Origin of the sequence: Shewanella cutis, assembly GCF_022410515.1 — a bacterium.
In the GTDB taxonomy this organism is placed as follows: domain Bacteria; phylum Pseudomonadota; class Gammaproteobacteria; order Enterobacterales; family Shewanellaceae; genus Shewanella; species Shewanella cutis.
In genome coordinates this window covers 61121-80836 of record NZ_JACSDI010000009.1, presented here as the reverse complement: position 1 = coordinate 80836, position 19716 = coordinate 61121, and the positions used below count along the sequence as shown (strand labels likewise).

15 protein-coding genes are annotated in these 19716 nt (G+C 45.1%); 5 read left to right on the top strand and 10 right to left on the bottom strand.

The window, feature by feature from the left end; translation table 11 throughout:
• Genes H9J30_RS13335 through H9J30_RS13325 form a run of 3 tightly spaced genes read right to left on the bottom strand, consistent with a single transcriptional unit; the run spans position 1 to position 5055 of the window.
• Positions 1 to 1326 (bottom strand): HlyD family type I secretion periplasmic adaptor subunit, encoded by a 1326-nt coding sequence (locus H9J30_RS13335; protein ID WP_240131449.1) that lies wholly within the window; start codon positions 1324 to 1326, stop codon positions 1 to 3.
• The gene (locus H9J30_RS13330) at positions 1319 to 3403 is read right to left on the bottom strand and encodes a peptidase domain-containing ABC transporter (RefSeq protein ID WP_240131448.1); all 2085 of its coding nucleotides are present in this window, start codon (positions 3401 to 3403) and stop codon (positions 1319 to 1321) included. Before H9J30_RS13330 ends, H9J30_RS13335 begins: the two co-directional genes overlap by 8 nt.
• A 2-nt stretch (positions 3404 to 3405) precedes the next feature.
• A complete protein-coding gene (locus H9J30_RS13325) occupies positions 3406 to 5055 on the bottom strand; it encodes an ABC transporter transmembrane domain-containing protein (protein WP_240131447.1) in 1650 nt (549 codons plus the stop codon).
• A gap of 263 nt (positions 5056 to 5318) precedes the next feature.
• Between H9J30_RS13325 and H9J30_RS13320 the strand changes: the two genes are divergently transcribed.
• The gene (locus H9J30_RS13320) at positions 5319 to 6830 is read left to right on the top strand and encodes an EAL domain-containing protein (protein WP_240131446.1); all 1512 of its coding nucleotides are present in this window, start codon (positions 5319 to 5321) and stop codon (positions 6828 to 6830) included.
• A gap of 221 nt (positions 6831 to 7051) precedes the next feature.
• Here H9J30_RS13320 and H9J30_RS13315 read toward each other — a convergent pair whose 3' ends face one another.
• From H9J30_RS13315 to H9J30_RS13300, 4 genes are all read right to left on the bottom strand, one after another.
• Entirely contained in the window at positions 7052 to 8437 is a 1386-nt protein-coding gene (locus H9J30_RS13315; RefSeq protein WP_240131445.1) for a tetrathionate reductase family octaheme c-type cytochrome, read from the bottom strand.
• A 49-nt stretch (positions 8438 to 8486) separates the two neighbouring features.
• Positions 8487 to 10211, bottom strand: a complete 1725-nt coding sequence (locus H9J30_RS13310; RefSeq protein WP_240131444.1) for a DUF3373 domain-containing protein — start codon at positions 10209 to 10211, stop codon at positions 8487 to 8489.
• Between the two features lie 178 nt (positions 10212 to 10389).
• On the bottom strand, positions 10390 to 10719 hold the full coding sequence (locus H9J30_RS13305; protein ID WP_011073839.1) for a c-type cytochrome: 330 nt from the start codon (positions 10717 to 10719) through the stop codon (positions 10390 to 10392).
• Positions 10720 to 11273: 554 nt separating this feature from the next.
• Positions 11274 to 12005: an SDR family oxidoreductase gene (locus H9J30_RS13300; RefSeq protein WP_240131443.1), complete on the bottom strand. Its 732-nt coding sequence runs from the start codon at positions 12003 to 12005 to the stop codon at positions 11274 to 11276.
• Positions 12006 to 12165: 160 nt separating this feature from the next.
• On the opposite strand from H9J30_RS13300, the gene H9J30_RS13295 reads away from it, so the two are divergent.
• Positions 12166 to 13005 carry a LysR family transcriptional regulator gene (locus H9J30_RS13295; protein WP_240131442.1) on the top strand — a complete coding sequence of 280 codons (840 nt, stop codon included), beginning with the start codon at positions 12166 to 12168 and terminating at the stop codon, positions 13003 to 13005.
• An 83-nt stretch (positions 13006 to 13088) separates the two neighbouring features.
• Here the strand turns inward: H9J30_RS13295 and H9J30_RS13290 are convergent, their stop codons facing one another.
• Complete coding sequence (locus H9J30_RS13290; RefSeq protein WP_240131441.1) at positions 13089 to 14627, bottom strand: tetratricopeptide repeat protein; 1539 nt, start codon at positions 14625 to 14627, stop codon at positions 13089 to 13091.
• 237 nt (positions 14628 to 14864) lie between these two features.
• On the opposite strand from H9J30_RS13290, the gene H9J30_RS13285 reads away from it, so the two are divergent.
• Positions 14865 to 15347, top strand: coding sequence for a hypothetical protein (locus H9J30_RS13285; protein WP_240131440.1), 483 nt, complete (start codon positions 14865 to 14867; stop codon positions 15345 to 15347).
• A 405-nt stretch (positions 15348 to 15752) separates the two neighbouring features.
• Complete coding sequence (locus H9J30_RS13280) at positions 15753 to 16928, top strand: type III PLP-dependent enzyme (protein WP_047536065.1); 1176 nt, start codon at positions 15753 to 15755, stop codon at positions 16926 to 16928.
• A gap of 60 nt (positions 16929 to 16988) precedes the next feature.
• On the opposite strand, the gene H9J30_RS13275 is transcribed toward H9J30_RS13280, so the two are convergent.
• A complete protein-coding gene (locus H9J30_RS13275; protein ID WP_240131439.1) occupies positions 16989 to 17201 on the bottom strand; it encodes an HP1242/YdcH family protein in 213 nt (70 codons plus the stop codon).
• Positions 17202 to 17613: 412 nt separating this feature from the next.
• Between H9J30_RS13275 and udp the strand changes: the two genes are divergently transcribed.
• A complete protein-coding gene (udp, locus tag H9J30_RS13270; protein ID WP_345796033.1) occupies positions 17614 to 18372 on the top strand; it encodes a uridine phosphorylase in 759 nt (252 codons plus the stop codon).
• A 106-nt stretch (positions 18373 to 18478) separates the two neighbouring features.
• Here the strand turns inward: udp and H9J30_RS13265 are convergent, their stop codons facing one another.
• On the bottom strand, positions 18479 to 19231 hold the full coding sequence (locus H9J30_RS13265) for an outer membrane protein OmpK (RefSeq protein WP_240131437.1): 753 nt from the start codon (positions 19229 to 19231) through the stop codon (positions 18479 to 18481).
• Positions 19232 to 19716: the final 485 nt, after the last annotated feature.

Below are 19716 nucleotides of genomic sequence, written 5' to 3'. Positions count from 1 at the left end.
CTAGCGTTCACCAAAGGCTTCAGTCACATTGGTAAATACGGGTTTCCACAGGTATTGGAAGACGGTTTTATCCCCTGTGACAATATCCGCTTCGCCAGTCATGCCGGGGATCAGTTCCAGCTTATCGGGTTGATCGCCAAAGTAGGGCTTATCAATCGAGATTTGTACTTTATAAAAGACGCCTCCTTTTTCATCAGCATCAGTGCTTGGGGAGATGCGTTTGACGATACCATCAAGTGCCCCATAGCGACTGTAATCAAAGGCATCAATTTTTATACGCGCTTTTTGTCCCACACTGACAAAGCCAATGTCCCGAGGGGAGAGTTTGGCCTCAAGTAGGGCTGTTGGCGTGGTGGGAACAATCACCGCAACTGTGCCTCCAGGTTGAATCACACTCCCTGATGAGGTGTTTGGAATGGACTGAATAATGCCATCAACAGGGGAGGTGATGGTGTTTTGTTGCACCTGCGAATCGGAGGATTTTAAACGTGCGGTAATCCCTAATAATTCAGCTTCTGCATCTGTGCGAGCTTCACCAACCTCTTTTAGCAATGTGGCTTGTTTTTGCTCCAACTGCCGTTGAAGATTTTCAATATCCCGTGCCAATACTTGTTGTTTACCTTCCATACTTTTTAGTTCACGTATGTAGGAGTCCAATTTTTGTTGCGATTCCAGCATAGTGAGCTTAGAGACTGCCTGCGATTCTTTGATCGACTCCATCATATTGATGGTTTGTTGGGCTGAATTGATTTGATGTTTCAGTGGTGGAATTTCTTGATCAAGACTTGCCAACTCGGCTTTCGATTTCGCGATTTCCGCGAGGGAAGATTGAATGATGGCTTGTTTTTCGTTATTCATCCGTTCGAGATCACTAATATGCCCTTTCACAAGATTGGGATGACTTTCAAGGTAGCTAGCAAAGTTGGCCTCTCTGGATTCGATAAAAGCACTGTAACGCTCAATTTTGAGCACCAGATTAGCTTGTTTACTTTCCAGTTCTTCAGCGGCAGCTTGGCTATCGATGGCGATAAAGTTGGCGAGCACATCGCCTTTTTTCACTAAATCTCCCTCAGAGACCAAGATAGAAGCTAAGGTTCCCCCTGAAAAACTCTGAATCACTTGTTGATGTCCAAGGGGGATAACTTGACCTTTCGCTTTGGCAATTTCTTCAATATTAGTGAACAGTGACCACACAAACATAATGAACACTGAACCGGCAATAAAGTAGGTGATTTGTTTGATGATGCGTTTTTCTGCAGGAGCTTCAATGGCTTGAGTGAACTCGTGTTCTGGCAAAGAACGATGGTTAAGTTGACGATCATTCATTGTGTGTGGTCTCCATGCTAGCCATTGATTGGTGTTCATCGCCTGCTACGGGTTTGTTTGGGATAGGGCCTGCATAAACCACAGAGCCTTTATCTAAGATAACGACCTTATCCGCGTGTTGGATCAGTTCTTGATCATGGCTAGTAAATAAAATAGTGGTTTTGCCCTTTAACTTGGTTAAGGTTTCGATAAAGGTTTTTTTCGCAAAAGGATTACGGTTGGCGATGGGTTCATCCATGACAAGCAAAGGCGATTTTTTTAATAGGGCACGAGCTAGGCTGATATAGCCACTGCCTACCACCGAAAACATATTGGCTCCCTGTGCGGATAAACTGCGATGTAAATCGCCACCGAGCACTTCTTTTAACGCGTCTCCACCTGCCTCATACAGTGCTTGGCACAACTCCTCATCAGTGGCATCGGGTTTAGCCAGACGTAAGTTATCTGCTAACGATCCCGGCAGTAGTTCGGTGTGGGTCGGGCTGAATGCGGCCCATTGGCGTAAGGCTTCTGGGTCAAACTGTTTCAGGTTTTTGCCATCTAAAGTGACAAAGCCTGCTTGGGTATCAATCACGCCTATGGCTGTCAGCAATAAGGTGCTTTTACCACTGCCATTAGGGCCGATAATGGCGACGGTTTCTCCTGCTTCAACATCAAATGTGACACCAGAGAGTGCTGGTTCAGCTTCTGCGCTGTAACGAAGGGTGACATGCTTAAAGTTGAGTGCAGGCGCTTTATTTAAGTTAGGCCCATCGAGGCGGAGTTGATTAAATTCGGTCGTCACCTCCATAAAACGATCAAACTGAGTGACAGTACTGGTTATCATGTTAATTTTTGGCGCCGAAGAAAAGGCTAATTGGGCGGGGCCTGTGATGCGCCAAATCAACATTCCACAGGCGATTAAAGCGCCGGGTGAAATACTTTGATTTAACACTAAAAAAATGCCACAAAACACGGTAACTAAGGCCGTCATTAGCCCCATGGCATGGGCAACTGCAGCATTAAGCCCATTACGTTTGGCATATAAAAATTGTTGACGGCAGTGCTCGCGGCAACGACGGATAAAATCTGCGTACCAGCCTTCGGTTTCCCCTGCGGTTTTCAGCTCTAATACATTCTTGGCTAGTTCATTGAGGCTGTTTTGGTAGTCATTGCTGATGGTTGGGCTGGCGGCTTGGGTATAACGGTTTAGGGCTTTCATCACTAGGTAAAACAGAATCAGCATACAAAGTGGTACTAATACCAGCCAACCACTGAGAACTGTGATGGCAATAAGCGCCACGATCGTAAAGGGCAAATCAATCAGCCCACCTCCGCTAGGGCCTGACAATAATCCTCTCACCTTTTCGGCGTTACGCAGTCGTGCCAAATGATTTGATAATCCAACTCGGGATAACATCATCAACGGCATACTGAGGAGTTGATTAAAGGATACGGCTGACAGATCCCGCGCCAATTTATTGCTTGCGCTGGCCAGCACTTTGGCTCGCAGCAATCGGCTAGAAATAAAAATGCTTAAAGCAAGCAAAGCACCAATTGCGATCCCAGGTAAAATGTCGGGGGCTTGTCCTCCTATGACTCTGTCGTATACCGCCATGGTAAAAAGCGGTATCGCTAATCCGGTTAAGCTGGCGACGAGGCTTAATAAAAAAACGGGTTTGAACCACTTTTTTTGCTGCTTAAATTGGCTGGCAAAGCGACTCCTTTTTTGATTGGTAGAAGGCAGGCCATTAATAATAAATACTTTTCCATCAGAAGGGAGTGTGAGTGGCTGCCATTGTTGGTGTGGGCCTAAATACTCATAGGTATGCTGGTTGCGGCGTCCTATCTGCGGCTCTCCCTCTTCAGGTAGGATCAGGAAAGGATAGATTGTATGGCTGAGCATCTCGGGATCAAGTGAGCGTAAATCGGCCACAACATGATGTTTTTTAAATAAGACATACGCATCTAAATAACTCGCATTATCCACTAATGCGCTGCGTTCAATATTCTTGGCTTGGGCATTAAGTCCGAGTTGATTAAATAGTGTGACTAATAGGGATTTTAAGTTTGGGACAGACTGCGCTTGGTTATGCATTGTTAAAGCTCCCCATTTGACGACATAGTTGCATCCCCTTGTGATGAAATATGGATGCGATAGTCACTGATCGCTGCAATTTCCGTAAAATAGGAGGCCACAATCAGAGTGATGTGGTTTTTGAGTTCGAGTAACAAAGCGAGTAAGCGTTGCTGAGAGTCTGCATCGAGGGAGACCATAGGTTCGTCGAGTAAGAGTATCGAAGGGGATTGGGCAAGCGCTCTGACAATGGCGATGAGCTTGATTGCCCCCTTATTAAGCATTTGGCTGTCATTATTACCCACTAAGGTTTGATAACCCGCAGGTAGCTGCGCAATCGTGGCAGATAAGCCCAGTTTGTCTGCGAGAACCATGGCATAGGCTTCCCGCTCATGGCGAAACAGAGTCAGATTATCCAAAATGGAGCCCGCAAATAACGTAGCCCATGGCGACACATAGCTAATGGATTGGCGATACTCCAGCGGGTCATGTTCAGTTAATGGGATAGAATCAATCTTGATGGCACCTTCAGTCACCTGATGATAGCCGCCCACGGTACTTAACAATAAACTGGCATGTGTGAGTGGATTTGAGGTTACAGTGACAAGGCTGCCCGCGGGTATTGTCAGGTTAATGTGCTTAAGCTTTGCCCCCGTTTGTTGTGCTGATACCTGTTCAAATTGAATGGGGCCTGAAGGTAATTTTTGGTGGTAAACCTGAGAACCATTCAAGGACTCTGGAGGGGAGGCTATGATTTCGTTAACATCTTGCATCGCAGACTGAGCGGTAACAAACTTCGCTTTTAAACTGCCAATTGCACTTAAGGGCGCCACGGCTCTGCCAGCAAGGATTGAACATGCCGCTAATCCCCCCGTTGTTAGATCGCCATTTAAGACTTCAAAACAGCCAATCAGCACCAAAGCCAGTGTGGTAGCCTGCGAAGCCCCTTGGATCCATTCTTGTAACTGGGATGATAGCCAATCAACCTCATTTTGCTGCGCTAACCTTTGGTAGTTGATTTTTTTGTAGGCAGAAGTAATTCGCGATTCCAAGGCTAGGGATTTTGCCGTCGTTAAGCCTGACAGCACTAAAATGAGTAAGCGGGTTCGTTCATCGTCACTGATGGCGAGTTCTCGGGTGGCAACGGAGAGTTTTTTGCCCATTTGCCACACGCCAATGCCCGCGACACACCAAACCAGTATTGGGATAAAGACTAATGGCCCGCCAATATAGGCTACTAAGGCTAAAAATATGATAACAAATGGAAAATCCATTAAGGCGACCGCAGCTTGCCCTGAGTAAATCTCCCGCATGGTGGCAATGCTGGTGATACCGTGGAGTATTTTTCCTGAGCCTAATTGCTCAACGTGGTGGTAATCCGCCTTCATGAGTCGGTCGACAAATTGAGTGGTGGTTTGTAGCTCATAGTTTGAAGCATTAAGGGCAAGCAACCAACTGCGCGTATAGCGCAGCAGCAGTTCCAGAAGTATTGCTATCCCAACGCCAATCGCTAACACACTGGCGGTGCCATAGGCCTCATTGGGTAAAATCCGGTCATAGATTTGTAGCATAGTGAATGGTAATGCCAGTGACAGCACATTAATGAGGGTAGATGAAAGCAAAAGCTCGTTAAATGATTTGTGTTGTGCCAATAGACGTAAAGACTCGATCATGTTTCGTACACCTTAAATAGCATTGCATTCATCACGAAAATCAAAAAGCGTATTAACATCTTAATTAACACTATCACTAACAATTTGTAGTGTACAACACCAAGCAAATGAATTTTATTGCTTATTTAGTTTAACTTTTAATGTTTTTACTCTGTCTTGGTGTTAACGTTATGTTTATTTTGTGTTAGTTGCTGTTCTGGTGTTTTCAGTGTTGTAAGGCAGCTTAATCATTATTTGGGGCGATAGTTAGGTATGAGTAAATCATGGGCAAAATAAAGTACGTCATCATTTTTCTCGTCGTGTTTGCACTCGGATTGGCGCTGGTGAAGGGCGTGGATCGCATCATTGCTAATAGCGTTATCGCGCGTGATTCTGAGATGCTTGCAAGTAAATTTCAGATGTATATTACTGAGTCAGCAGAACAAATACTTGAAATGCCGCGCTTAGACCCAGGTGTGACTTGTACCGCAGAATTAGAAAGCCTATTGAAACAGAAAACCTTTGATTCCAGCTTTGTCCGCTGGCTGGCGATTTATAAAGATAACAAAGTGCTCTGTCAGTCTGGCGTAATACCCCATGATTTAACGGCATTGAAAGCCCATAAGGTGAGAGAGAATTTAAGTATTGCGGTGGCAAGCCATAATACTCAGACAAGTCACGAATTGTTTTTAATGCGTCACATGGAGGGGATTGATTACATTGCCAGTATCACTCCCCTTAGGCCGAGGTATTTTGTTCCGGTGGATTGCGAGCGATGTCTTGAGTACAAGGTGAGCTTAGATTCAGATCCTTATATTGAGTTTGGATTTGATAATTTTGCTGATGAACCTGTGGTTTACCATGTTGTTAAAGAACAAAATCCCTACTACCATGCGACCTTTGAGCTATCGGGGAATCGTGTTTTCCTTGAACAATATTCACAGCTAGGTTGGCGGGTCAGTGTAGCAACCGGGATTGTCTTTGGTTTGTTGGCGTGTTTAGTGTATTGGCGCTGGAACAACCATCAAATTTCCCTTGATAGTCAAATAAAGCGGGGCATTCAGCGGGGGGAGTTTATTCCCTATTATCAGCCTATTGTCGATAGTAGTACGGGAATGCCTGTGGGGGCAGAAGTACTGGTGCGCTGGCTTCGGCATGATAATCGGATGATCCCACCCAATCAGTTTATTCCCTTTGCTGAAGCGAGGGGACACATTCTTCCCATGACGACGAGTATGTTGAACAAGGTCATTAATGATATTCAACTGCTAGGGGGACAATGCCCGCCGTTATTTTTTAGTATCAACATTGTGCCTGCTCATCTTGAAAATGATGATTTTTATCATCAATTACAAGAAATTGTCGAATCAGGAATGCTGGGGCACCACAGGTTATCCTTAGAAATCACCGAGCGACTCCCGATTAAGGATATGACGTTAGCTCGCCAGACACTCGATAAAATTTATGCGCTGGGTATTGATCTTAAGTTGGATGATGCAGGTACGGGTTATGGCTGTTTTAGCTATGTTCAGCATCTAGGGATCAGTACATTGAAGATAGATAAGATGTTTGTCGATACCATTGGTCAATCCCATAATTTTAATGGCAAAACCTTAGATGCCATTATTTCGTTTGCAAACGAGTCTAAGTTGCATGTTATTGCGGAAGGGGTGGAAACGGTTGAACAGCAAGGGTATTTAGGTGAATTAGGGGTTAAACTTATCCAAGGTTACTATTACTCTAAGCCATTGGCTACGGAAGATTTTTTCAAATTTACTCTTGCTTCAGGTTTGTAAGTTATCGCCATCTGGTGCGTAAGTTTTTCTTGCTATCATCGCAAAATACACGTTGAGGTTAACTCATTTTGTAGATTGCATTTCCCAATTTGTTAACCTGAATTGAGGTTAGGTTGTGAGATAAAAAAGAGAGCTTAGCCAGCGGATACTAAGCTCTCAAAGGTTTGCAGGGGAGCGATACTCGCCTTGACCTCGATTAGGCTTCAGGCGAGTCAATAGGGTTATTGCTTATGTTTAGGGCCTTGCTTGTTTTTCATTGGGTCGCCTTGATAGCCCAAGGCTTGCCAATCGAGGCGAGTGCCTTTGTTGTGACAATCATTACAGTTAAGGGCTTGCTCTTTAGGTGACACCATGTGGTTGATCCGCCACCACATTTCTGTGGCTGCAAAGTCATATTCACCGCTGTATTTGATGCCTTTTTCCAACATAGTTGGGTTAGCTTCCATACCCAGTTTCGCCGCTAAATTCCAATCAAACTCGCTCCAATATCCGCCTTTGCCATAGGTTTTTGGCGTGATAAAAATGTTGAGCTTTTTATCGTAAATTTGCTTACCAGTATGGACCTTAAAGGGATAAATTTTGGCTTTGGCATCGTTAATGTCGCCCATGGGGTAGGTCAGTTTAGTGACGACATTCGGGTCCATTTTGTCCCCAGCCATATAAGCGTTAGCCGTGCCGTTGTACCAAGCGTACTGGGGCTTAACCATTTTTTCCCATACAAAGTCACCCTTTTTCTTCTGATAGGTGTGTTTACCATATTGATCTACGGTTTCAGGCTTATCATCCCCTGCGGTTGACCAATCCCAGTGCATCTTGGTGGGTTCATTCTTAGCGAAGAAGGGAATATGGCAGGTTTGGCAAGCCACGGTGGCGGTATGGGTATTGAGCTTTTTGTTGCTGTGCGGCGCGCTATCGTGGCAGTTTTCACAACCAATATGGTCGATACCGCCTGGTGATACGCCCATCGCATTACCTGATATTTGATGTTTTTCAGTGGTATGGCAGTTTTGGCATTGAAAGTTATTGCCGTCACTATCCATGTGTACATCGGTTGCTTTATCGGGATAGGCCATTGAAGAGTCGAGATCGCCGTGCTTGACCGCATCACCACCGCCGCCGTAGAAGTGGCAGCTACCGCAGTTATCCCGCACAGGCGCTCCGACATTTTGGGCTATCTTCGCTAGATCGAGCTTAGCCATTGGTTCGCCTGCGCCCGCAGGATCTTTTACATAGGTGCCAGTAGTGTCGTGACAAATTAGGCAGTCAACTTTAGTTTTATCTTTAAAGTCAAAGGTATTGTCCTTCCAGCCATAGCCAGCGTGACAGCTAGTACAGCGAGGCTCGTTGCTGGATATGGCGACACAGAAGTTATTAATACTATTTTTCTTACCCCGAACCACGGTTCTATCGGGTAGCTTTTGTTCTAACTCCCATGTCCAGTGGGAGGTTTTCATCATATCTGTGGCTTGTTCTTCGTGGCAGGTTAAGCACTGAGTTGTCACCTCTGAACCTGTGGTGAAGGGCCCTTTGAGCACGTCTTTATGAGGATTGGCGGCTTGCGCTTGCAGTGCCATACCCGCTAAGGCGATCAAGAGAAGTTGTTTCATTTTTGGTACTCCTGCCCCCGGCTATGCCAGGGGCTGAATGGCGTCTAGGTTAGAAGTTAATGGTGAGTGAGGCGTTAACATCAAAGGCCTTATCCACTACCGGCAGCATTGAGTAGGCTGAGCCCGCTAACACATCATCAATTTTTTGAGGGGCGCCCACTGGCGTACCGCTGCCTGTGTATTCATAGTCGTAGTAGAGTCCGGCCAGCTTGATAAACATTTTTGGATTGATATCAAAGATGTAATAAGCTTCGCCGACGTGTCCACGGGTGGCTAACTTGCTGCCGATAGGGTCATCTTGGGCTTGGGTAAAGGGCGTCCAATATTCGGAACCATAGTTATATTCCAAACCGAATTTGCCGTAGGGGGCGGGAATTTGAATGCCCACATAGATGCCATAGCCGTCTTTGGTATCGATATCATCGCTGGTCTTAGGCACCATAATAATTTCAGTGCCAGTGCTATTTAACTCTGCTTCAAATATGGCATCGGATAACATGCCGCCAAACATACCGGCATTGCCATTAGGCTCGGCGCGAGTCCAACCTAGTGAGGCAAACCATTTGATATCGTTAGCTTCTTCACGCGCAAACCCAATGCCGCCGAGGTACATGTCGCCGATAACTCCGCTGGGTTGCACTCGGGTGACAAAGTTAAAATTGTCGAACTTTTGCAAATCTTGGTACATGTTGGGAGCAAAAATCCCCGCCAGTTGGGTGGGGAAAGCCATAGTGCCCTTAAAGCCGTCGTTGACGTCTTTGGCACCAAACAGGGTAAATTGCAGGAAGTTAGTGCCGTCATTGATGGTATCGATATTAAAGCCGCCGAGGTGAGTATCTTTGGTGACGATATCGCCAAACATTTCGCCATTACCCCATTGGGATTCAAAGCCTTGGCCATAACAGAAGCGAACCACTTGCCCCTCAATGCCAGTGATTTCGCTTAGGTTGTAGCCTAAGGTGGCACCGTCAAAGTTAAAGTTGACTAAATGGCCTGAAGGTGTGCCGCCGCGCAGTTCGTTTTCGCGGTAGTGGCTTGGTGGGCCGTAGGTGGATGGGCGGCGGCCAATAGAGAGGTAAAACTCTGAGCCATTGATATTTTTCCAGTCGAAATAGGCGCGCTCGACCCGCAACCAGTCACCGCTGGTGTTGCCGCTGCTGGTGCCATCCATAGTGAATGACCGCCAAGAATCAAATACTTGTACGCCGGTGGAGTCGCCCCAGTTTTTATACATGCTCAGGCGACCAGCAAAGCTGACGTTATCCCATACCTTGGCTTTTAGATTTAATCGTAGGCGAGTGGTGTAAAAAATATCGTTATCTATGTCCTGTACGCTTTTGGGTGCGAGTACATAGGGCATCACGCCCTGCAACATGCCATTTTGGAAGGCGGCTGCAAGGTCTGGGTTGGCTTGCATCATTTTTCCGAGTGGCGAGTTAGGATCGTTTGGCATCCCAAAGACGCCGGACATGGCCTTGGCACCAAAGTCATTGAAATTGACATTAATCGCAGGGTTCCAAACCACATCTCGGTAATGCAGCGAGTGGGCTTTGGTTCTAAAGTCACCCGTAATTTCAAGGCGATCTAATGACGTGTGTCGCTCGGTTTTATCGACACGACTATTGAGTTCATCGAGTTGTTCAGTGATATCGGTAAGCTGTTGTTTAAGCTCAGCCATTTTTTGGGTGTCTGCTTGGGTATCATTGGCTGCGGCAAAGGCTTGGCCTGACATAAATAGCGCATTGGCAACCAGTATCGAAATGAGTGTACGCATAGGGTTCTCCCTGAGTATTCCGTTGGCACCGATTCAAGACCCTGTGCCAAATTTACCCAACAGGAGTCCCTGAGGTGTGCTCCCCATGTTGCTCTTATTGGGCTTTGATTTTTATATCAATGGGTTAACCTACAGTTGCAGGCCTGTGGTTATCCCTTTGCTTTAGGCTTGGCAGCGATTAACCGCAGGTTTGCGGCTGCTCAGAGTCGGCGGCATGGTCATACAGGAATTGTTGTATGTCCTTGAGGTCTTGCTCGGTGAGGCCGTTGAATGCCTCGGGTTTGAGTTTGTGCTTATCTTTATCGAAGAAACGGTCCCATTGGCTCATGGTTTTGCTCATTGGGGTTAGCTCGCCACCTTCGCCTGCTTGGCTGTGGCAGGCTTTACATTCTTTTTTATAAAGGTGTTTACCTTTTTTAGGATTCCCACCTTCAGCAGCATAGGCTTGGGTAGCTAAGCAGCCCATTAGCGCGGCTGCAATTGCGATCTTAGTTGAAGTTTTCATCATCTCATCCTTTCTTAGGTGTCATCTGAATGACTTTGTTGATGGAATGTAGCTGTTGCTTCCATCTTGTGAATAAATTTATCAAAGGTCGTGAATTGTTTATTTGAGGTGTGTCACTTTCATTAAAAAAGTCTAATTGATAAAAAATTCATTGATAAAAATCTAATTGAATAGATGTGATGGTGAGTTTGGTAAAATTAATCTAATTAAAAACAATTAGTTATTTTTAGGTTGAAATTGACTTTTTACGGAAGGTAGCCGCTGGTGGGAGGGAAAGTGCTAATAATGGACAGTGATCGAGCTAACATTTTGTAGAATTGGCTATATCTAAAGTAGTAGTTCGTAATCATTTCTCGAGATGAATGCGCATTTTTACTCTGCTATTTCGAGCACATTTTGACTGTGGTGTTTCGAATAAATGTTGGGGTCCAAGCCGACGCTTGTTTGAGCCATAAGGGGGCTTTTTGTAGATACTGCGCGCCATCAAAAGCACGCAGCGTCTACATCAGCAGCATCTACATCAGAGTATCGCCCGTCTGTTCCTTGCGTTTACTGACTTAAGGTTGTTGGCGAGTGGGAGCCAATACAATCTCACGTACACAAACATTTTGTGGTTGTTGCCAAGCAAATAATGTGGCTGCAGCAACGTTTTCGGGAGTAATCACGCCACCCATTTGTTCTTTCCAATCATGATAACCGGCTTTGATGGCCTCATCCGTGGTATGGCTTAGGAGCTCTGTTTCAACTGCGCCAGGGGCGATAGTGATTAGGCGCACGTCATCCATGGCTACTTCTTCACGAATGTTTTCGGTTAAGGCATGCACGGCAAATTTAGTGGCGCAGTAAGCCGCATGATTGGGAAAGGTTTTACGACCTGCCACCGAGCTGATATTGATAATGGTGCCGTTTTTGCGCGCCTTCATGCCAGCTAATACAGCGTGAATACCATTGAGTACGCCCATTACATTGATATTGAGCATGCGGCTCCACTCGTTAGGATCTTGAGTATCAATTTGCCCAAGTAGCATGACGCCAGCATTATTGATAAGGCAACCCACTGGGCCAAACTGCGCTTCTGCTTGGCTAATTGCTGCCTTGATAGCGCTTGCATTGGTTACATCAACGCTGATGGATAAACTGTTTGGTAAAGCAAGGGCTTGCATTGCTTCTGCGCGGCGTGCTAGTAGCAACAGCGGATGTCCTGCTGCACTAAAACTTTTGGCGATAGCTGCGCCAATGCCGGATGAGGCGCCCGTGATAACAACGAGGGATTTATTAGCGTTGGTCATTTGAGTTTCCTATCTTTATTTATGGATAATAAGATTAATTAATAAATATCTAGCTTGTGTATCAGTATAGGTGGGGATTTTTAGGCTGGAAAATACTTATTCCCACTGGATGTGATAGGATTTGCCTATGATATATGCTCGGCAGACAAGGTGAAGGCAGATGGTAGATTTACGCTTATTGCGCTTTTTTATCGCAATTTATGAGGAAAACAATATTACCGCGGCGGCAACACGTTGTTATGTCAGCCAACCTTCTCTTTCCGCTGGGCTCAAGCAGTTAGAGGAAGAACTAGGCGGCCCCCTATTTGAGCGCAGTAAAAAGGGCGTAAAGGCCTTAGACAGTGCACACTATCTTTATCCTCTGGCGGTAAAGTTGGTGGAGGAGGCGAGCAAATTACCCGCGCTGTTTATGGCGAAAGCGAGTCGGCAAAAGTTGCGCTTAGCCGTGATGCCCGATTTGAGTCAACGCCGCCTAGCTGGGCTATTAACACAAATTAATCAGGCAATTAGCCATTTAGATTTAGAGTTGGTGGACTATCAAAGCCCTGCGGATTGTCGGTTAACTTTAGATAGCTTACGCCATGAGGATGAGGTGTTTTTTCCGCTCTGGGAGGAGGATTATGTGCTGTGCGTGCCGACTGAGCATCCGCTGGCACAGGCAAACCGTATTCGCCCTGAAGAGTTAAGCCAGTATGACTTTATTGAATGTCCGCCCTGTGAAGCGCACCAGCAAACCATAGGGTTATTGGCATGCAGTAATTTGTCACTGAATCTGGTTGCAAAGGCTGATTCTAAATCTTTGGTGATGTCATTGGTGCTGGCGGGATTTGGCGTGAGTTTCCTCCCCGATGGATTAATCGAGGATGAGCCTCGGCTTAAACAGATTAAATTTGATGGTCCTAGGATGTTCCGCCGTATTGGGTTGTGTTATCCCTCCCATCAAACCGTGGCGCCAACCTTAGCCAAATTGTTGCGGTATTTAACTCAAGCAACCGCATAAATACTGCTCTTAATCATAGGATTTGGCTAAGTAAAAAGGCCAAATCCTATGTGACTAAGATTCAAACTGACTAAGATTCCAACTTACTGATGAGTTTCTAGGTAAGGTGCTAACAGGGCTTCAATGCGCTCGATTTCGCTTTGGGCATGCAAAAGCTCGGATTCCGTTAAGCGCGATTGAGCTTGCTGTTGATACAAGAGTTGATCGCTATTCATCCCGTACTTGCCAAAGTTGCGCAGCAGTATGCTCGACCAAATAAAGGCTTGTACGGGTTTATCCATCAATTCATGACGATAGATTTCTACCAAGGCTTGCATCGCATTCTGATTGCCCAAGTCGGCGGATTTACGGTACCAAGTTTCGGCGGTTTGCAGCCCTTCACGACTAGGATTTTCTTCACCGTGGAAGAGCGCCGCTTGACTGAAGTGGTAATAGCTTAGTTGCTCATCAGGAATAGGATATTGGTGCAGATAGTTATTACAGAGGTTCTGTGCCTCACGGATCTCTAGAGTACCCAAGCGTTTACTGAGTCTATCATATGCCGCTTGATAGTCCTGATCATGACTCATGGCGGCCAACTGATAATACATTAAGGCTTTTATTGGCTGACGTGAGACTCCCAATCCTTCCTCGTAGATCTTACCTAGACCAAACAAAGCTTCTGTATGCCATAGGGGAGCATTTGCTTCAAACTCTGCTTTTGCCTGTAGATAGTCTTGATCGTTTTGTGGGTCGAGTAGCTTCAGCTCTGCCAGCGCTAATTTTGCATAATCATTGCCTGCAGCGCAGGATTTTTCTAACCAGTGGCGGGCCTTGTCATAGTCGATTGCAAAATCTTCACCATAGAGGAAACGTTTACCTAGGTAATACTGGCGAAAATGATCTTCAGCGGCATATTCGCTGAGTAAGGTTTCTGCACGAACAAGATCCTTAGGGCCGCCTTGGCCTGCGGCCAGCATATGGCCTAAGTTATCTTTTGCAAGTTCATCACCAGCAGCGACGGCTTTTTCAAAGTATTCCCGCGCTTTAACATAGTCAGAGGTGACGCGCTCATCATGCAAGTAGAGCGTACCTAAGTGGTAATAGGCATCTTGGTTTCCTTGGGCGATGGCTTTTTCAAACCAGTAAATGGCTTGGCTTGCATCGGGATCGAGAAAGGGTTGTCTGAGATACAAATAGGCGAGCTCATATTGAAACTCGACTTGCCCCGCTTCTGCACTGGTTTTGAGCTGTTCTACCTGTTCGCGTAACTGCTCGGGCGTCTGCGCCTCAGTGGCGACCAAGCTAGTCAGGGTGAGCATGGGTAAATATTGCGGATCGATCTCGGCGGCTTTTCGATACCAATCATTAGACGCTTTGATATCGGCCGGAACCTGTGGGAAACGACCCGAATACAGTTCGGCCATGGCAATGGCAGCCACGGCGAAGCCTTTATCGACGGCTTGCTGAATATAGTCTAGGCCTGAATTGACTTCGCCTTGATTGATTAATGTCAGTCCGTGATTGAGTAACGCTGAGGGTTCTCCTGCGGCAAGCGCTTCGGCTTGAATCTTCTTTTTTTGGTACTTTGCGAAAAAAACAAAGAGTACGATAAAGGCTATAATGATAAGTATCAACAACATAGTATTCCGTCACTATCGATATTTCTGGCAGTACAGTAAACGTGGAACAGATTAAAATTGCAAGTTTACAGTTAGCAATAGACCCGCTAAGTCCAATACCCGCCATAAACAAGTGCTGCTATTAAAGACGTATTCGCAATGCATTGTGAAGCGTATCATGTAATGGCTTGGATTAAATGAGCTGATTACGAGACTCAGGTATGCTATTGCCCGTATTTAAAATGGAGCTAAGTGTTTATGAGAAAGCTGTTGTTGTGCCTGTCCTTCCTTTTCACTCCCATGATGGCGTTGGCTGCAAGTTATGTGGCGGGTGACGCGATAAATCCTATTTCATTGCAAGATCAAAATGACAAGGCGGTCAGTGTTACCGACCAAACCAAAGTGGTGCTCTTTAGCCGCAGTATGAAAGGCGGTGATATCATCAAAGAAACCCTCACTCCTTTAGCGGGTGATAAGTTTCCTGCGCAATTAGTTTATGTGGCTGATATCAGCGGTATGCCGTCGCTGATTGCTAAGTTTGTTGCCGTGCCGCAAATGCAAGAATTACCCTTTGCGATTGGGTTAGACAGGGAAGGGGAAGTGAGCCGTTTGCTGCCGGATTCTAAAGATATGGCAACTATGATTTTATTGAATAATATGAATATTCAGGATATTGCCTACTTCGACTCCAGTGAAGCCCTAGGCCAAGCCCTAGCTAAATTAAATCAGTCACAGCATTAATATCGCTGCAGTAAATCCGATTTGAGGGGGAGTTTCCCCCTCGTTCATTCTCCGACTTATTCCTGCATACTGTGCAGATGATGATTTCCCCTTCGCTATCTTTTAAGACTCATCCTATCGCTCTTGCCCGATAATCTATCCCTGCATAAGGCTGGATAGCCCTCTTTACCAATTCATTGTTGGGCGTTAATAAACGTCAAGATCCTTTGTTGGACTCTTATGCATAATTATCTGTTTTAAAAATAGTTTTTTCCAGCTTATTCGAACTTAACAATTGATGGAATAAAAAGTTAGTTATTAAGCATAAAAATTCGTTGCGTTAACTAAAAAAATATCGTTTACTGCGCACGTTTTTACGACACATAGCGACTTTTTACCATCTGACCCAAAGGAGACTCTGGCCCAATGAGCCAATTTCAATCTATTGATGTTGCTGATTATTATGATGCTCAAACCTTCAAGCGTATCGAAGAGTTTGCCAAGGATAAAGCGACTCCGTTCGTAGTGATTGATACCAGTATCATTGCGAAACAATACGATGACATGGTTAATAGTTTTCCTTATGCCGATGTTTATTATGCAGTTAAGGCAAACCCTGCGGCGGAGATCCTCACGTTACTCAAAGACAAAGGGTCAAACTTTGATATTGCCTCGATTTATGAGTTAGATATGGTCATGAATGTCGGGGTTACAGCTGACCGAGTGAGCTATGGCAATACCATTAAAAAGCGCCAAGATGTGCGGGCTTTTTATGAACGTGGCGTGCGTATGTATGCATCAGATTCTGAAGCCGATCTGCGAATGATCGCTGAGGAAGCACCGGGTTCTCGTATCTATGTGCGTATTTTGACTGAAGGTACAGACACTGCTGATTGGCCGTTATCGCGCAAATTTGGTTGCCAAAACGAGATGGCCTACGAGTTATTAGTGTTGGCGAATGAATTAGGCTTAGAACCTTATGGAATTTCGTTCCATGTCGGTTCACAGCAGCGTGATATCGGTGCGTGGGACTCTGCGATAGGTAAAGTAAAGAGCATCTTCGACCGTTTACGTGATGAGCATAATATCGTCCTGAAGATGATCAACATGGGTGGCGGCTTCCCTGCTAACTATATTGATAAAACCAATCAATTGGGTGTGTATGCTGAGCAAATCACTCACTTCCTGAAGGAAGATTTTGGTGATGACTTGCCACAAATTATTTTGGAGCCGGGCCGTTCGCTAATCTCTAACGCTGGAGTGTTGGTGTCTGAAGTGGTGCTAATCAGTAAAAAATCTTACACCGCATTAGAGCGTTGGGTGTTTACCGATGTGGGTAAATTCTCTGGGTTAATCGAAACCATGGATGAGGCGATTAAATTCCCTATCTACACCCATAAACAAGGTGAGTTGGAGAAATGTGTTATCGCAGGCCCTACTTGTGATAGCGCCGATATCATGTATGAGCACTATAGTTATGGTTTACCCAATAACTTAGCCATTGGTGATCGCATGTACTGGTTAACCGCCGGCGCGTATACCACGACCTACTCGGCAGTGTGTTTTAATGGTTTTCCACCACTGAAAGATTACTATCTGTAATTGGCTTAATGGCAACAAAAAGGGCGCTTAGGCGCCCTTAGTTTTTCCCGTGACAAAAACTTAGCTATGGGATTTGAGAATTTGATAGATCTCTTCTTTTAAATGGAGCTTTTTGCTCTTAAGTTCTTTTACTGCTGGATTGAAATCACTGCCAACTCGTTTTTCCAGTTGTTTGATTTCCTCATCTAATTGATTATGCTCGTTGAATTTACGTTGAAAATGAGCATCTTGAGTCTTTAACGTGCTAATCAGCTCTCGATATTCTGGAAACATTGGCGTACTCCTTGTCGTCTTTTATCGTGCTTTGGTCTCGTCTTAACCCTAACCCTGAGCACGACTATGAAACGTGATCTAGATCAATATTTGTCCTTCTGCAGATTAATACTAAAGCGTGATTTCTTAAAAATCTTAATAAATCAATGGCATATATCTTTTGTATTGTTGGCCGTGGCGACAGAGTCAGATCTGACTCACACTTTATTCCTCAAAATTGATACAAGCCGACAGAAGTGTCACAGATTTGCTATCTTTGTGATCAAGCTGTAATAGGTTTGGTAATTACATTACGGATGAACAATTCTTCTTGCCGATAATTCTGTGATCAAGTTAACCTTCACCGCTTCGATACTAGGTTAAAGTCGATTATATAAGAATTTTACTATCAAAAATGAAAGGGGTTTTCACGATGGCTGATGTATTTCATTTAGGTTTGACCAAAGCGATGCTCGATGGTGCCACGTTGGCGATTGTGCCTGGCGATCCAGAGCGTGTTAAACGCATTGCCGAGTTAATGGATAATGCAACATTCCTTGCAAGCCACCGCGAGTACACAAGCTATTTAGCTTATGCTGACGGTAAGCCAGTGGTAATTTGTTCCACTGGTATTGGTGGCCCATCAACATCGATTGCTGTCGAAGAGTTAGCGCAATTGGGCGTAAATACCTTCTTACGTGTTGGTACTACTGGTGCGATTCAACCCCATGTGAATGTGGGTGATGTGATTGTGACTCAAGCATCAGTGCGTTTAGATGGAGCGAGCTTACACTTTGCACCAATGGAGTTCCCTGCAGTAGCTAACTTCGAATGTACCACAGCAATGGTTGCAGCGTGCCGTGATGCGGGCGTTGAGCCTCACATCGGTGTGACAGCTTCTTCTGATACTTTCTATCCCGGTCAAGAGCGTTATGACACTGTCACTGGGCGTGTGACGCGTCGTTTTGCTGGCTCCATGAAAGAGTGGCAAGAAATGGGTGTGCTGAACTATGAAATGGAATCAGCGACCCTATTTACTATGTGTGCGACTCAAGGTTGGCGTGCTGCCTGTGTTGCGGGTGTGATTGTGAACCGTACACAACAAGAGATTCCTGATGAAGCGACAATGAAGAAAACCGAAGTTAGTGCGGTTTCTATCGTGGTTGCGGCGGCTAAGAAATTACTCTCCTAATTTAGCTTTGATATCACTCCCCTGCAAAGCGAGTGGCTCGATAATAAAAAAGGTGCCTTTTGCACCTTTTTTATTATATTTCAATTTGTTACGTGTAAGTCTTTACTTAAAAGTGATACTGCGCAATCACTGAGTATGTGTCTTGGTCGACACCTTTTACGCCATACTTATTGGTCCATAAATCGTACTCAATACCTACCAGCAGCTTATTAGCCTTATGATCACCAAATAGGCTCTTACCTAAATCGTATTTTAGCTGAGGGTTGAAGTGGAAGTTTTCTTCATAGCCGTCATTGTCGCTGGCAAATACCCAATCGATAAAACCATCGAGGATAATATTGGCTGAACCCACTGGAATATCGATTCTAAAGACAGGGCTAAACTGCCAGCCATCACTGATATTGCCTGAACTCATTCCATTACGGCGATAAGTGTTGAAGTTCAGATAGCTAAAATAAGGAACCGCGACATCGACACCTAAGCCATAGAGTAAGCTATGCACAGGACCTTCACCTTCTTCATAGGTGAGTGCTAATGAAAGATCGGTAATGGGGCCGAAGGCAATCTTCTCGCCAAGGATTTTGCTGGCACTAAAGCGCGGTGAAATTTCGCCGTAGGTGGTGCTATCCATGCCTGTGTGGTCGCCTTTGAAATAAATAAAATCTTGGAAAGCAAACCAATCACCGTATTTCCATGCACCAGCGGTTTCGAGTGTGACTGTGGCTTGTTTGTCCGATGGAGCCAAGTCGTAGTCTTCGCCATAAAGGGCAGTTGCACTGAAATCCCACCACTGTACTAAGTCACCAGCAAATGCTTGAGGTGAAAGCATTAATGCTAGACATAGGCATGTCTTTTTCATTGTTATTTCCTGTTGTAGGGGTAGAGGCTAAATAAGGTTGTACTCAGTTCCTGCTCGGTAAACAGTACGGCAAAGCGACTCAGGATTAGTGGCTTGAATCGGCTCCGACAGAGAGCGAGGTAAAAAGTGCGGGCAATATATGCAAAAATTTACAATTATTCAAAGTTTTTATCGAATGTTGTTGTGAAAATCACATAATCATATTGTGGTTTTGTGCGTGTTTAATTTATTGATTTTGTATGATTATTTTTAAATGCATGCTTTGTCTTTGATATTTTTTGCTAACTTTTTGAATTGATTATGCTTAATTTTGGAACATAAAAGGCCCACTTTTTACCATCACGCTACCCAGACTCTTAGCAAGCTTTGGTGATTACTCTTGCCGTTGTTTTATAATCAGCGTATAACAATTGACATATTATGTCGCATATCTATTGTTCTGCTGTTATAGTGCGGTAATGGATGCTCTCATTTCAGGGGGGAAT